Genomic DNA, 13,938 nt, shown 5'->3' on the forward strand with positions numbered 1-13,938 from the left:
TACTGCATGAAGGCCCCCGATGGCCGTCGGGGGTGGGCCTCAATTTACCCAAACACGGCAGAAATTATCCATACAAGCCCCCACTGAACCCGATCACTACGCCCTTGTCCAAATGCAGGTGAGCCGCTGGTGCCGCGCATCCGCTGACGTACCAGCGTGGCCTCGCGCCTTTGTGGTTGGGTTGTTGTCGCACTCAGCGCCTGCACGGCAGGCAGGAGAGGTGAAAGATGTTGACTTCCATCCCCTTTGCCGACGACCGCGTAGTAGGGTTTCGCGTCGAAGGTAAAATCACCGCCGAGGTCCTGGATCAGGCTATTGCGCTAATTGAGGTCTGCCTGGAAAAGTACCCCAGAGTGCGCCTGTACGTTGAGATGCCGAGCTTCGACGGTATCTCGGTCGAAGCCTTCTACAAGGACATCAAGTACGGCTTGAGCAACTGGGGGCGATTTGAGCGCGAGGCGGTGGTGACCGACCGGCATTGGCTGGAGAAAATGGCCAGCTTGGCAGACAAGCTGTTCAGCTCGATCGATGTGCGCGTCTTCCCATCAGATCAAACCGACGCGGCTCGCGATTGGGTGCAGGCCAACTAGCGTCTTGTTACCCGCTTGTCGGCGCTCAGTCCTGCTGCACTTCCGGCAGGCTGAACGCCAGCAGCGCTCCCAGCAGACCGATACCCGATAGCAGCAGCAACATGCCGGCGGCACCAATCAGCGAGCTGAGCAGGCCAAACAGCCCGGTGGCGAGCAAAATCAGCCCGATGGCGCTATTGCTCACGGCGACGTAGTCGGTGCGTTTGCTGCCCCCGGCCATATCCAGCACATAGGTCTTGCGGCCTACCCGCACGCCGCTGTGGGCGATGCCGAGAATAAAAAAGGCCACTGGAAACAGCCACGCCTGCAGCTCCTGCGGCAAGACTGAAAAACTGTGCAGCGCTATTACCAGCGGCCCCAGCAGGCTGGCAATAAAGGCCGCGCGAATCAGTACCTGACGGCTCGACTTGTCGGACATGCGGCCCCAGACCATGGCGCTCAGGCTGCTGGCGAGACCGTTGGCGACCAGAAAGGCGCCGAGCATGCCAAAGCTGGTGTCCAGGTCTTGAGCCAAAATCACGTAATAGGGCGCGGACAGCGCCGAGCAGAGCAGCAGGGCGCGGGTGATTACAAAGCGCCGGAAGGGTTTGTCGTCCCTAAGCAGGCTGATACGTCCCATCGCTTCCCGCAGGCCGTTGCTTCCACCCTCGGTGGCGCCCGGCGCCTCGTCGATGCTGCGGTACACCAGCGCCGCCAGAACCCACAATAATGCCGAGCCCACCAGCAGGCTGGCGTAAAACAGCATGTCATCGTCCTGTGGCGGCCAGATCAGGCAGTAAACGCCAAAGGCCAGTGCCAGCCACCCCGATAGGCTGGTAGCCAGGCCATTGAGACGACCGCGCCGGGTCTTCGGAACGGTCTTGCCGATCACATCCTTGCTGGCGACGGAGCACAGCCCACGCGCCAGGCTGAAGATAATCAGGCACAGAATGATCAGCACACCCGCCAGCGTGCCTTCGGTCAGCCAGGCTGCAGCGCCCATGGCCAGCAAGGCTGCGGCCTGCAGCAGGCTGCCGATGATCCAGGTACCCTTGCGATACTGGAAGCGGCGTACGTAGGAGGCGATGAACAGCTGCGGCAGCATGGAGCCGGACTCGCGGATCGGCACCAGCCAGGCAACCAGCGCGACGGGCGCGCCAACCACGCCGAGCAACCAGGCCAGCGTGGTTTTCGGATTGGTCAGGGTATCGCCCAGGCTGGTCAGCGTAGTGGCCAGTACTTGACGGAAAAAGTTCTGTGGCACGTCGGTACAGGCGCCGTCGGGAATATCCTTGCAGACCCGGGCGTCCTCTTCGTTCATCAACTTGCTGTATAGGCCGTTCAGGTCTGGATCAAGGGGCATGGGCGGGGCGTTCTCGTTACTTTACTGACGTGGCGCACGAGTTTGCCGCAGACAGGCTGGCTTGGCTAGGGTGCCAATAAGAGGCGATTTCCGCCACGGGGCTTCTCTTTGCCCAGCATAGCGGGTAAAAATGCGGGTTTATTCTGTTGCCGGCAGCCAGATGCTGCAGCAACCGCCGAGCAGAGCAAGGACATGCCTCACCCATGCGATTGAAATGCATCAAGCTGGCAGGCTTCAAATCCTTCGTGGACCCCACCACTGTGTACTTCCCGACCAACATGGGAGCCGTGGTGGGGCCCAATGGCTGCGGCAAATCCAACATTATTGATGCGGTGCGCTGGGTGATGGGTGAAAGCTCGGCGAAGAACCTGCGCGGCGAGTCGATGACCGACGTTATCTTCAATGGCTCCAACACGCGCAAACCGGTCGGCCAGGCGTCCATTGAACTGGTGTTCGACAACAGCGATGGCACCCTGCAGGGCGAGTACGCCGGTTACAACGAAATCTCCATCCGCCGCCGGGTCACCCGCGAGGCGCAGAATCAGTATTTTCTCAACGGTACCAAGTGTCGGCGCCGGGACATTACCGACATCTTCATGGGCACAGGTCTGGGACCGCGCAGCTACTCGATCATCGAGCAGGGCATGATTTCCAAGCTGATCGAGGCCAAGCCCGATGAGCTGCGGCTGTTTATTGAAGAGGCTGCGGGTATCTCCAAGTACAAGGAGCGTCGCCGTGAGACCGAGAATCGAATTCGCCGCACCCATGAGAATCTCTCCCGGCTGACTGACCTGCGCGATGAGCTGGAGCGACAGCTGTCGCACCTGCAACGTCAGGCGCAAGCGGCTGAGAAGTACAAGGAATACAAGGCCGAGGAGCGTCAGCTCAAGGCCCAGCTGCAAGCCCTGCGCTGGCAGACGCTGAACGAGCAGGCTGGTGAGCGCGAGCACCGAGTACGCGATCTGGAAGTGGCGTTGGAAGCGCTGATTGCCGAACAGCGTAATGCCGACAGCGAGATCGAGAAACAGCGCGACCAGCACAGCGACCTGAACGAGCGCTTTAATCAGGTTCAGGCACGCTTCTACAGTCTGGGCGCCGACATCAGCCGCATAGAGCAGGTGCTGCAGTTCAACCGCGACCGCCAGCGACAACTGCACGACGATATCGAGCAGACCGAACAAGCTTGGCAGGAGGCCCAGAGTCACCTGACCCAGGATCAGGCGCTGCTCGCCGACCTGCAAAATGAACTGGCCGAACTGGAACCGGAACTGGAACTCGCGGGCGCGGCCGATGAAGACACGGCTATCCAGCTGCAGGCCGCAGAAGAAGCCATGCAAAGCTGGCAGCAGGCCTGGGAGCAGTTCAACCAGCAGGCCGCGGTGCCGCGTCAGCAGGCCGAGGTGGAACAGTCGCGCATTCGCCATATGGAGCAGTCGATCGAGCGCCTGGGCGAGCGGATTCAGCGCCTTGAGGATGAACGCAGTGGCTTGAGTTCCGGCCCGCTGGATGACGAACTGGCTGAGCTGGGCGAGCAGTTGGCCGAGTTGGAAATGCGCGCCGAGAGCGATCAATTGACGCTTGCCGATGTCAATGAAACCCTGCAGCACGAGCGCGACAACCTCAACGCCCTGCAGCAGGAACAGGATATACGCCGTGGCGAAACGCAGCGTGGTAGTGGCCGTCTGGCCTCGCTGGAGGCATTGCAACAGGCCGCGCTGGATCAGGGTAGCGAAGTAGGGGACTGGCTAGCCGCCCAAGGTCTGGCCGCCGGCCGCCAATTGGCTGAGCAGATTCAGGTAGCCAGCGGCTGGGAACTGGCGGTGGAGGCCGTACTGGCCGACGACCTGCAGGCCGTGTGCCTGGATGATGTTGCCTCGTTGAGCGATGCCCTGAGCGACTTTTCGCAGGGCAAGTTGCGTCTGTTGGACGCCCGCACGCTGCGGCAGCCCAGCCCTGGCAGCCTGCTCGACAAGGTCACCTCACAGCTTGATCTGAGCCCTTGGCTGGGCAGCATTCGGCCGGTCGACAACCTGATTGCAGCCTTGGCGCAACGTGACCAGTTGGCTCCGCACGAATCCTTGATTACCCCGCAGGGTCATTGGCTTGGCCCCAACTGGCTGCGCTATCGGCGCGGTGAGGCCAGCGAGTCGGGCGTGTTGGCCCGGCAGCAGGAAATGGAGCAACTGCAGCAGCAACTGGGCGAACAGGAACTGGCGCTGGAGGCCGGGCAGCAGCGTCTGGGCGAACTGCGTGATCGTATTCGCGGGCTGGAGCAGCAGCGCGATGGCCTCCAGCAGACGCTGTCTGGTCTGGGGCGTGAGCAGGGTGACCTGAAGGCACAGTGGTCGGCCAAGCAGGTACGGCTGGAACAGATCACCGCACGGCGCCAGCGCATCGGCGACGATCTGCAGGACATCAAGCAACAACGTAGCGACGAGCTGGAACAGATCGGCGAAGCCCGTCTCACGTTGCAGGCGGCACTCGACAGCATGGAGCAGGACACCGGCCAGCGCGAAGCTTTGCTGCGCCAGCGTGACGAAGCGCGCGAAGCGCTGGATCAGGCGCGCCAGCAGGGTCGCCAGCAGAAGGATCGCTCGCATCAGCTGGCCCTGCGCGTGCAGTCACTCCGCGCGCAGCAGAACAGCACCTCGCAGGGGCTGGAGCGGCAGTTGATGCAGGTCGAGCGCCTGGGTGAGCGCCGTGAGCAGCTGCGCATGACCCTGGAAGAAAGCCAGGCGCCGGAAGATGACCAGCGCATCGAGCTGGAAACGCTGCTGGAGCAACGTGTTGAGGTAGAGCACGAGCTCAGCCGCGCCCGCGAAGCGCTGGAAGGCGTCGACCAGCAAATGCGCGCGCAGGAAACCCGCCGAGTGCAGGCCGAGCAGCAAGCGCAGGTACTGCGCACCCAGCTGGACGAGCAACGCCTGACCGCGCGTGACCTGCAAACCCGTCGCCAGGGCCTGCAGGAGCAATTGCTGGAAGCCGGTTACGACTTGAATGGCGTGATCGAAACCCTGCCCGACGGTGCCAGCGAAACCGACTGGGAGCAGCAACTAACGCAACTCGATGCGCGTATCCAGCGGCTGGGTGCGATCAACCTGGCGGCTATCGAAGAATACGAACAGCAGTCCGAGCGTAAACGTTATCTGGATGCGCAGAACGCCGACCTCGAAGAGGCGCTGAACACGCTGGAGCAAGTGATCCGCAAGATCGACCGCGAGACCCGTGCGCGGTTCAAGGAGACCTTCGACAAGGTCAACCATGGCCTGCAGGCCCTGTTTCCCAAGGTTTTTGGCGGTGGTAATGCCTATCTGGAGCTGACCGGGGATGATCTGCTGGATACCGGTGTGACCATCATGGCGCGCCCGCCCGGCAAGAAGAACAGCACCATTCACCTGCTCTCCGGTGGCGAGAAGGCGCTGACCGCGATTGCGCTGGTGTTTTCCATCTTCCAGCTCAACCCGGCGCCGTTCTGCATGCTCGATGAGGTCGATGCGCCACTGGATGACGCGAACGTGGGGCGCTACGCGCGCATGGTCAAGGAAATGTCGTCGCGGGTCCAGTTTATCTACATCACGCATAACAAAATTGCGATGGAGATGGCAGATCAACTGATGGGCGTGACCATGCATGAACCCGGTTGCTCCAGATTGGTCACAGTGGACGTGGAAGAAGCGGCAGCACTGGCGGCAGTGTAAAGTTGGCGGCGGGCATGCTAGCATCCGGCCAGATAACAGGCGGGCCTTGGCCCCAAACAGAATTGTGAGAACAGGAACGGGTATTCATGGATTTCGGTTTGCGTGAGTGGCTTTTCATTATTGGCCTTCTTGTCATCGCCGGCATTCTGTTTGATGGCTGGCGCCGCATGGGTGGGCGTTCGCGCATTCGCTTCAAACTGGAACGCAACCTCAGCGATTTGCCGGAAAACGAAGCGGGCAGCGATGAGCTGCTGGGGCCACCGCGCGTGGTCGGCGGCCGGCATGAACGTGAAGAACCCTCCTTTGGCTCCGCTCTTGACGATGTAGGCGACAGCCAAGCGCAACCGGAATGGCACGAGCCGCAGCAAGTGGGTCTGGATCTGGAAGAGCCGCCGGTACTGGTTGACCCGGTGGCGCAGGAGCCCGCCAGCAAAGCGAACAAATCGCGCAAGCCAGAAAAATATGAGCACACCGAACCCAAACCCGAGCAAGAATCCCTGCCGGTGGAAGAGGTGCTGGTAATCAATGTTGTGGCGCGTGATGAGCAGGGCTTCCTTGGTTCGGCGCTGCACCAGAGCATTCTGGAAAGTGGCCTGCGCTATGGCGATATGAACATTTTCCATCGTCACGAAAGCATGAGCGGCAACGGCGATGTGCTGTTCTCCATGGCCAACGCGCTGAAACCCGGTGTGTTTGATCTGGATGAAATGGACAGCGGGTACGTACGTGCGGTGAGCTTCTTCATGGGGCTACCTGGTCCGCGCCACCCCAAGCAGGCGCTGGATTTGATGATTGCCGCTGCACGCAAACTGTCCCACGAGCTGGGTGGCGATCTGAAAGACGAGCAACGCAGCGTACTCACCGCACAAACCATCGAGCATTACCGCCAGCGCATCGCCGAATTCGAACGTCGTCACTACACCCAGCGCCGCTGACAGCAGCGGCGCAAGACTCCCGTCTTAAGCCTCGCGCAACACACTGCAAACCAGCGCTGAACAGCTGGTTTGCAGCTGACCTCTTGCGGCGCTGGTAGCTTGCCACTCCCTGGCTTGGTTACAATCGGCAGCTTGTTTCCCAATACCGCCGGTTATCCATGTCCCAGCACACCACGCCTGCCGAACGCGCCTTGGCGCTCCGCGAGGAAATCGCCCAGCATAACCACCGCTATTACGTGCTGGACGAGCCGGCCATTCCGGATGCCGAGTACGACCGTCTGTTCAATGAGCTGAAAGCCATTGAAGCCGAGCATCCGGATCTGATTACCCCTGATTCGCCGACCCAGCGGGTGGGTGGCGCACCTGCGGGTGGCTTTGGCGAGGTGCAGCACGAAATCCCCATGCTCAGCTTGGGCAATGCCTTTGCCGAGCAGGACATGTTGGACTTTGACCGCCGCGTACGTGAAGGTCTGGACCTGCCGGCGGGCGACCTGTTTGGCGACGGCGCTGAGGTGGAGTATTGCTGCGAGCCCAAGCTAGACGGTTTGGCTGTCAGCCTCTTGTATGAAAACGGGCTGTTGGTGCGCGGCGCTACACGCGGCGATGGCAGCACCGGCGAGGATATTTCCAGCAACGTGCGCACCATCCGCAACGTGCCGCTCAAGTTGCGCGGCGAGGGCTGGCCGGCCGTACTGGAAGTGCGCGGCGAGGTCTTCATCAGCAAGGCTGGGTTCGAGGCACTAAACGAGACTGCGCGCGCCAACGACAGCAAGACCTTCGCCAATCCGCGCAACGCCGCCGCCGGCAGTCTGCGCCAGCTCGATCCGGCGATTACCGCCTCGCGTCCGCTGGAGTTCTGCTGCTACGGCTTTGGCCGCGTGGAAGGCGAATTGCCGACGACTCAGGCTGACATTCTGCAGCGCTTCAAGGAGTGGGGGCTGACCATCAGCCGCGAGCTGAAGATCAAGCAGGGGGTTGCCGGCTGTCTGGACTATTACCGCGACATCGGCGAGCGCCGTGCGGCGCTGGATTACGAGATCGACGGCGTGGTGTTCAAGGTCAACCGGCTCGACTATCAACGTGAGCTGGGGTTTCGCTCACGCGAGCCGCGCTGGGCCATTGCACATAAGTTTCCCGCCTCGGAAGAACTGACCGAGCTGCTCGATGTGGAGTTTCAAGTGGGCCGTACCGGCGCCATTACCCCGGTAGCGCGGCTCAAACCGGTACAGGTAGCAGGTGTGACCGTATCCAACGCCACCCTGCACAACATGGATGAGGTCGCCCGCCTTGGGGTGATGATCGGCGATACCGTGATCATCCGCCGTGCCGGCGATGTGATCCCCCAGGTAATGCAGGTGGTCAGCGACCGACGCCCGGCAGACGCGCGCCCGGTTGCGGTGCCCGAGAGCTGCCCGGTCTGTGGTTCAGCGGTCGAGCGCACCCAGTTGATCAAGCGCGGCAAGGGCCGCGAGACCACCTCGGAAGGCGCGGTCTATCGTTGTGTGGGCCGGCTGACCTGCCAGGCGCAGCTCAAACAGTCGATTATTCACTTTGTTTCACGCCGGGCGATGGATATTGATGGTCTGGGCGAGAAGAGCGTCGAGCAACTGGTGGATACCGGTCTGGTCGGCTCGCCGGCTGACCTGTACCAGCTGACCTACGATCAGGTCTTGGCGCTTGACGGCTTTGCCGATCTCTCGACCCGCAACCTGCTGGCCGCCATCGCCGACAGCCGCGCGCCCACGCTGGCGCGGTTCATCTATGCGCTGGGTATTCCGGATGTGGGGGAAGAAACCGCCAAGCTGCTGGCGCGCGCGCTGGGTTCGCTGGCGCGTATTCGCCAGGCGCTGCCACAGGTGCTGGTATATCTGCCGGACGTGGGTGCCGAGGTGGCGTACGAGATTCACAACTTCTTTGCCGATGAGCACAACCAGCAGGTGATCGATCAGCTGCTGGCGCTTGGCGTTAAACCGGAGGAGCCTGGTGAGCTGGGCGCCGAGTTCGCTGCCAGCGTATCGCTGGCCGAGTTTCTCGCCAGGCTGGATATTCCGCACATCGCCAAGACCGGCGCCGAGCGCCTGGCCAGCCAATTTGGCAGTCTGCAGGCAATCCTGGAGGCAGACTGGCTCGACCTGAAGCAGGTCGAGCGCTTGAACGAAAAAGCCATCAAGGGCCTGCGCGCCTTTGCCTTGGACGATCAGTTCCGCGAGCAGGCATTGAGTGTCGAGCAGCAACTGCGTGACTTTGGCATGCACTGGGAGTCGGAACGTGCCCAGGCCGACAGCCTGCCGCTCAGTGGTCAGACCTGGGTGCTCACCGGCACGCTGGAGGCGATGTCGCGTGACGTGGCCAAGGTGCACCTGGAAAGTCTGGGTGCCAAGGTGGCCGGCAGTGTTTCGGCCAAGACCCACTGCGTGGTCGCTGGGCCTGGCGCGGGCAGCAAGTTGGCTAAAGCCGAGCAGCTGGGCGTACAGGTAATGGACGAGGCAGGGCTGCTAAGCATGCTGGCAGAGCAGGGCATCACGCCATGACGCAACTGGGCACAGATGCATTGTCAGCCAAGCCAGTGATCGTACTGGCGCCGATGGAAGGCCTGGTCGACCCGCCAATGCGTGACATTCTTACCCGTATTGGCGGCATCGACTGGTGTGTGAGCGAGTTCATCCGCGTCACCACTGGCCTGCTCAACCGCGGCAGTATTCAACGCATAGTGCCAGAGCTGAGCCACGACTGGAAAACCCGCGCGGGGGTGCCGGTGCGGCCGCAACTGCTGGGCTCGGATGTGCGCTGGATGGGCGAGAATGCCGCTCTGCTGGCGAGCATGGGAGCGCCGGCGATTGATCTGAATTTTGGCTGCCCGGCCAAGACGGTCAACCGACATCGCGGCGGTGCCTCGCTGCTGCGCGAGCCGGAACTGCTGCAGCAGATCGTCGCCAGTGTGCGCGCTGCCACGCCTGCGCATATCCCGGTCACCGCCAAGATGCGTCTGGGTTACAGCGATACCGCGCAGACGCTGGAATGTGCCGCCGCACTCGCTGACGGCGGCGCCAGCGAAATCACCGTACACGCACGCACCAAGATGGATGGCTACAAGCCGCCGGCGCACTGGCACTGGCTGGCGCGTATTCGCGAGTCGGTGCATGTGCCGGTGATTGCCAATGGCGACGTCTGGACGCCAGAGGATTATCACGAGATTCGCGAGATCAGCGGTTGCCAGCAGGTGATGATTGGCCGTGGCCTGGTACGCCGGCCTGATTTGGCGCGGCAGATTCGCGGGCTAGATGGCGTTGATGCCGGTATGGCGCCTTGGCACAGCTTGCTGCCGTGGGTCGTTGACTTCTTTGCGCAGACCCGTGCGCGGGTGGTTGACCGCCATGCGCCGGGGCGTCTTAAACAGTGGTTATCGATGTTGGGGCTGACCTACCCGGAGGCCAAGCCCTTGTTTGCGGCGTTACGCCGCGAAAATGATGCCGATGCCATCAGCGCCTGCCTGGCCGCCTTGGCAGCGGGTGAGGATCAAGCCCAAACGCTGCTGGTCTTGCCGTCCGCCAGCGCTTTGGGCGCAGCTTGATCTGCTAGGCGGGCGCCTGCTGGCTGAGCTGGTTCAGCTCGGCAATCAGTTGACGGCTTGCCTGTTCACTCTGCTGCAACAGCTGCTCAAGCGATGCCAGTTGTCCCGACAGCTCGGCTGAGAGGGCAGGGTTGGCTTGCGCCGCGCTGCACTGGATTTCTTCCTGCAATTGATTGCCCAGCTGGCTGGCTTGCTGAGCCTGTTCGGCCGATTGTGTCAGCAGGGCGTCGGTACTTTGCACGCAGGCGTCCAGCGCGGTGACCTCATTGCTTACCTGCAGGCTTTGCTGATCCATCTGGTTGATGATGTCGCCCACCTCGGCAGTGGCGGCGGTAGTGCGGGTGGCCAGTGCGCGTACCTCGTCGGCCACCACAGCGAAGCCACGGCCGCTTTCGCCGGCACGCGCTGCTTCAATCGCGGCATTCAGGGCCAGCAGGTTGGTCTGGCTGGCGATGCCGTCGATCACCTGGGTTACCTTGCTGATGCGCGTACTTTGTTGCTGCAGTTGGCTGAGCAGTTGCAGACTGGTTGCGCTGTGATTACGCAACAGCCCAGCCTGAGCAAGGCACTCCTGCAGTGCGGTGTGGGCGGTACTCTGCACGCTGCACAACTGCGCCACGGACTGGCTGATCTGTTGGCTGTGGTGGTCGTCCGCCGCCCGGTGTTGTTCCTGGGTATAGAGCGAGCCCAGGTGTTGCAGCCCGCTTTGCGTTGCCTGCAACTGGTCGGGCAGCTGCGCAGTGCGGCTTGCCAGTACCTGCAGGCGATTTGCCTGTTGTGCGGCCTTGTCGGTGTGCCGTGCCGCTTCGGCAGCGACGGCGTTGAGGATGCTGTCGTCGCTGGTGCCGGCAGGCACATCAGCCGGCGGGTAGCGCCAGGGCAGGCCCAGCCACGGCACCACGCAGAGCACCAGGGCAGGGCCAAGCGCATAGCCGCCGTGGCTGTTAAAGAGCCAAGCCAGCATGCCCAGTTGAATGCAGGCCAAGGCCGCCTTGCCGATAATTCCTGTTCGCATGAGGTGTTCCGTCAGGTACAGCTACTGCTCATTGTTATTGTGAAGTCAGACCTGTGGCGGCCATTAGGCCACTGCCCATCCGGCAATTCAATCGTCTTGCGTGGCCAACTGGTGCGCATGCATAAAGCGCAGATCCAGCCAATCTTTCAGCTTGCCGGCAAGCCGCCCCTGGGTGGCCAGCCGGCCATAACTCAAGAGTGCGCTGCCATCGCCGCAGGCCAGCAGTGCTAGCGCGCGCGGCTGCGGCTGGTAGCGCTGCCGTTGTCTGCCGTTGTCTTCTGCCAGCAGGTTGTGCGCCAACACGGGCCCCTGGCGTACGGCGTAAACGCCGGCGTGTGGGGTGTTCGGCAGACTGGCGCAATCGCCGGTGGCAAAAATGTGCGCATGACTGCAGCTCTGCAACTGGCTATTGATCCGAACAAAACCCCGCTCATCACACTGCAATCCGCTGGCGAGCTGCCAATCGGCGGCAGCTGCGCCCGTGGCCAGCACCACGGCGTCTGGCTGCGCAACGGCGCGCCCGGCCGCGTATAGCCTTGCCTCGCTAATCCTTTCTATCGGCAGCGTCTCGTGCAGCTTTACCGCCGCTTCGCTCAGGCGGATGCGGGCGAGTTGGGCAAGACGGGGCGGATGGCTGGCCAGCAAGCCGTTGCCGCAGAACAGCGACAGCTGCGTAGTAGGCAGGCTGATACGCAGGGCCAGTGCCAGCTCGACCCCGGCCGCGCCGCCGCCCACAATCGCCAGATGCGTCGGTGGTAGCGCCTGCCAGGTGCGGCATTGTTGCACTATGCCGGGGAAGGGCTTGGCACCCACCAGCGGCAGACTGCCGTCGGTAGCAAAGTTGATCACCGGTAGCGCCCCGGTATTCAGCGACAGCCGGGTAAAGCCTATGCGCTTGCCGCTGGCCAGCAGGATGGCTTGGCCGTTGGCATCCAGCGCCAGTAGCTCATCGCAGATCAACTGCATGCCGCAGGCGGCGGCCAGAGACGCAAGCCCGATACGGCATTGCGCGGCAGCAAAGCGGCCAGCCAGCAGCCCCGGCAGCATGCCGGAGTACCAGGCATAAGGCTGCGCATTGATCAGCAGGCTGCCGGCAGGTGCTTGCTGGCCGCTGGCAATCCATTGGCGCAGGGCAACCAAGTGAGCATGGCCGCCACCGACCATGACCAGCGGCGCTTGCAAGGGGGAGGTGTGCATCCCGCTAGACTAGCCTTGGCACGCCCCCAGGGGAAGCCTTTGCAGTCGGTCGGAAAGGTGCGGCGCAAAGCCCTTTGCGGTCTACGCTTGGGGGTGTTTCAAAATGTCACATTGCCGGCATTGATAGATACGCATTGTGCTGAATGATGCGCGTATTTCGGAATCGACTTTCGCTGTGCGAACCTGCTAGTCTCCAGATCTGACAATTCCAAGTACAAAAAACGAAGGAGCATGGCGTGATCGACAATAATCGCTACCCCACCACCGTCAGAGCCTGGGTCACTGTGGGCATTCTGTTGGTAGCCTATGTGCTTTCCTTTGTTGATCGACAGATTCTAAATCTGCTGGTGGGGCCGATTCGCGCCGACCTGGGCATCAACGATACCCAGATGAGCTTGCTGATGGGCCTGTCGTTCGCCATTTTCTACACGGTTGCGGGTATTCCGCTGGGGCGGATCGCCGACAGCAAGAGCCGCCGCGGGTTGATCGCCTGGGGTGTCGCCTTCTGGAGTCTGATGGCCGCGGCCTGCGGCCTGGCGCAGCAGTACTGGCATTTCATTCTTTGCCGTATTGGTGTGGGTGCCGGTGAAGCCGCGTTATCACCGGCGGCCTACTCGCTGATTGCCGACAGCTTCCCGGCCGACCGCCGCGCCACAGCTATCAGCGTGTACGCCATGGGTATCTACCTGGGCGCGGGCATGGCCTTTCTGCTTGGTGGCATCGTGGTGACCTGGGCCAACGCTCAAGGCCCGATGACGCTGCCGGTGCTCGGTGTAGTACGCCCCTGGCAGTTGATCTTCCTGGTGCTGGGCGCCGTGGGGCTGATGTTCTGCCTGGTGCTGCTGGCGATCAAAGAGCCAACCCGCAAGGGCGTCGGCGCTGGTGTTGCCGTGCCGTTGAAGCAAGTGGGTGCGTACCTGCTGACCATTCGCAAGGCGGTGCTGTGCCACAACTTCGGCTTTGCCTGCCTGTCGTTTGCTTCGTATGGCGCCTCGGCCTGGATCCCGACCTTTTTTATTCGTACCCACGGCCTGACGCCCGGCGAAGTCGGCATCTACTACGGCAGCCTGGTGATGGTCGCCGGCTCCACCGGTATCGTCTTTGGTGGCCGCCTGGCGGATTATCTGGCGCGTCGTGGTTACCGCGATGCCAACATGCGGGTGGGGTTGCTGGCGGCCGTGCTGACGTTGCTGTGCAACGTGGTATTTTTGGTCGATAACATGCCGTTGCTGTGGGCTATCATGTTCTTCAACGTATTCACCGTGGCCATGCCGTTTGGCGTGGCTCCGGCCGCCATTCAGGAGATCATGCCCAACGCCATGCGTGGCCAGGCCTCGGCAATCTACCTGTTTACCATTACCCTGATCGGTCTGGGTATTGGGCCGACCGCCGTCGCCATGGTCACCGACTATGTGTTCATGGATGACATGGCGGTACGTTATTCGATCTTTATCGTCGCCAGCGTGATTACCGTGGGTTCCATTATTCTGCTCTGGATGGGGCTCAAGCCCTATCGAGCAGCACGCGACACGCTGGAAAACTGGAGTGAACAGCAGGGCCAGCCTGGTTGAGTATCTGACTCGGAGTAGC

9 protein-coding genes are annotated in these 13,938 nt (G+C 62.0%); 6 read left to right on the top strand and 3 right to left on the bottom strand.

All coding sequences use genetic code 11. From position 1 onward, the window contains the following. Window positions 1-227 precede the first annotated feature (227 nt). On the top strand, window positions 228-590 hold the full coding sequence (locus tag V7747_RS02440; protein ID WP_335614478.1) for an STAS/SEC14 domain-containing protein: 363 nt from the start codon (window positions 228-230) through the stop codon (window positions 588-590). A gap of 25 nt (window positions 591-615) precedes the next feature. On the opposite strand, the gene V7747_RS02445 is transcribed toward V7747_RS02440, so the two are convergent. Next, the gene (locus V7747_RS02445; protein ID WP_335614479.1) at window positions 616-1,932 is read right to left on the bottom strand and encodes an MFS transporter; all 1,317 of its coding nucleotides are present in this window, start codon (window positions 1,930-1,932) and stop codon (window positions 616-618) included. Between the two features lie 203 nt (window positions 1,933-2,135). On the opposite strand from V7747_RS02445, the gene smc reads away from it, so the two are divergent. The 4 genes from smc to V7747_RS02465 all read left to right on the top strand — a co-directional run bounded on the left by smc (window position 2,136) and on the right by V7747_RS02465 (window position 10,136). Then, on the top strand, window positions 2,136-5,630 hold the full coding sequence (smc, locus tag V7747_RS02450; protein ID WP_335614480.1) for a chromosome segregation protein SMC: 3,495 nt from the start codon (window positions 2,136-2,138) through the stop codon (window positions 5,628-5,630). A gap of 86 nt (window positions 5,631-5,716) precedes the next feature. Further along, the gene (zipA, locus tag V7747_RS02455; protein WP_335614481.1) at window positions 5,717-6,565 is read left to right on the top strand and encodes a cell division protein ZipA; all 849 of its coding nucleotides are present in this window, start codon (window positions 5,717-5,719) and stop codon (window positions 6,563-6,565) included. Window positions 6,566-6,723: 158 nt separating this feature from the next. Further along, window positions 6,724-9,096, top strand: coding sequence for an NAD-dependent DNA ligase LigA (gene ligA, locus V7747_RS02460; protein ID WP_335614482.1), 2,373 nt, complete (start codon window positions 6,724-6,726; stop codon window positions 9,094-9,096). Further along, on the top strand, window positions 9,093-10,136 hold the full coding sequence (locus V7747_RS02465; RefSeq protein WP_335614483.1) for a tRNA dihydrouridine synthase: 1,044 nt from the start codon (window positions 9,093-9,095) through the stop codon (window positions 10,134-10,136). Before ligA ends, V7747_RS02465 begins: the two co-directional genes overlap by 4 nt. 4 nt (window positions 10,137-10,140) lie before the next feature. Here V7747_RS02465 and V7747_RS02470 read toward each other — a convergent pair whose 3' ends face one another. Both V7747_RS02470 and V7747_RS02475 read right to left on the bottom strand, forming a co-directional pair. Continuing rightward, window positions 10,141-11,151, bottom strand: coding sequence for a methyl-accepting chemotaxis protein (locus V7747_RS02470; RefSeq protein ID WP_335614484.1), 1,011 nt, complete (start codon window positions 11,149-11,151; stop codon window positions 10,141-10,143). Between the two features lie 87 nt (window positions 11,152-11,238). Further along, the gene (locus V7747_RS02475) at window positions 11,239-12,348 is read right to left on the bottom strand and encodes an FAD-dependent oxidoreductase (RefSeq protein WP_335614485.1); all 1,110 of its coding nucleotides are present in this window, start codon (window positions 12,346-12,348) and stop codon (window positions 11,239-11,241) included. Window positions 12,349-12,584: 236 nt separating this feature from the next. Here V7747_RS02475 and V7747_RS02480 point away from each other — a divergent pair, with 236 nt between their 5' ends. Next, window positions 12,585-13,919: a spinster family MFS transporter gene (locus V7747_RS02480; protein WP_335614486.1), complete on the top strand. Its 1,335-nt coding sequence runs from the start codon at window positions 12,585-12,587 to the stop codon at window positions 13,917-13,919. Window positions 13,920-13,938: the final 19 nt, after the last annotated feature.

Origin of the sequence: Halopseudomonas sp., from assembly GCF_036960865.1 — a bacterium.
GTDB lineage: Bacteria > Pseudomonadota > Gammaproteobacteria > Pseudomonadales > Pseudomonadaceae > Halopseudomonas.

What these genes read in the sequence shown, in the direction of transcription:
- V7747_RS02470 (WP_335614484.1), bottom strand. Translation starts at nt 11,151, where the DNA reads ATGCGAACAGGAATTATCGGCAAGGCGGCCTTGGCCTGCATTCAACTG.
- V7747_RS02465 (WP_335614483.1), top strand. Translation starts at nt 9,093, where the DNA reads ATGACGCAACTGGGCACAGATGCATTGTCAGCCAAGCCAGTGATCGTA.
- ligA (WP_335614482.1), top strand. Translation starts at nt 6,724, where the DNA reads ATGTCCCAGCACACCACGCCTGCCGAACGCGCCTTGGCGCTCCGCGAG.
- V7747_RS02440 (WP_335614478.1), top strand. Translation starts at nt 228, where the DNA reads ATGTTGACTTCCATCCCCTTTGCCGACGACCGCGTAGTAGGGTTTCGC.
- V7747_RS02475 (WP_335614485.1), bottom strand. Translation starts at nt 12,348, where the DNA reads ATGCACACCTCCCCCTTGCAAGCGCCGCTGGTCATGGTCGGTGGCGGC.
- smc (WP_335614480.1), top strand. Translation starts at nt 2,136, where the DNA reads ATGCGATTGAAATGCATCAAGCTGGCAGGCTTCAAATCCTTCGTGGAC.
- V7747_RS02445 (WP_335614479.1), bottom strand. Translation starts at nt 1,932, where the DNA reads ATGCCCCTTGATCCAGACCTGAACGGCCTATACAGCAAGTTGATGAAC.
- zipA (WP_335614481.1), top strand. Translation starts at nt 5,717, where the DNA reads ATGGATTTCGGTTTGCGTGAGTGGCTTTTCATTATTGGCCTTCTTGTC.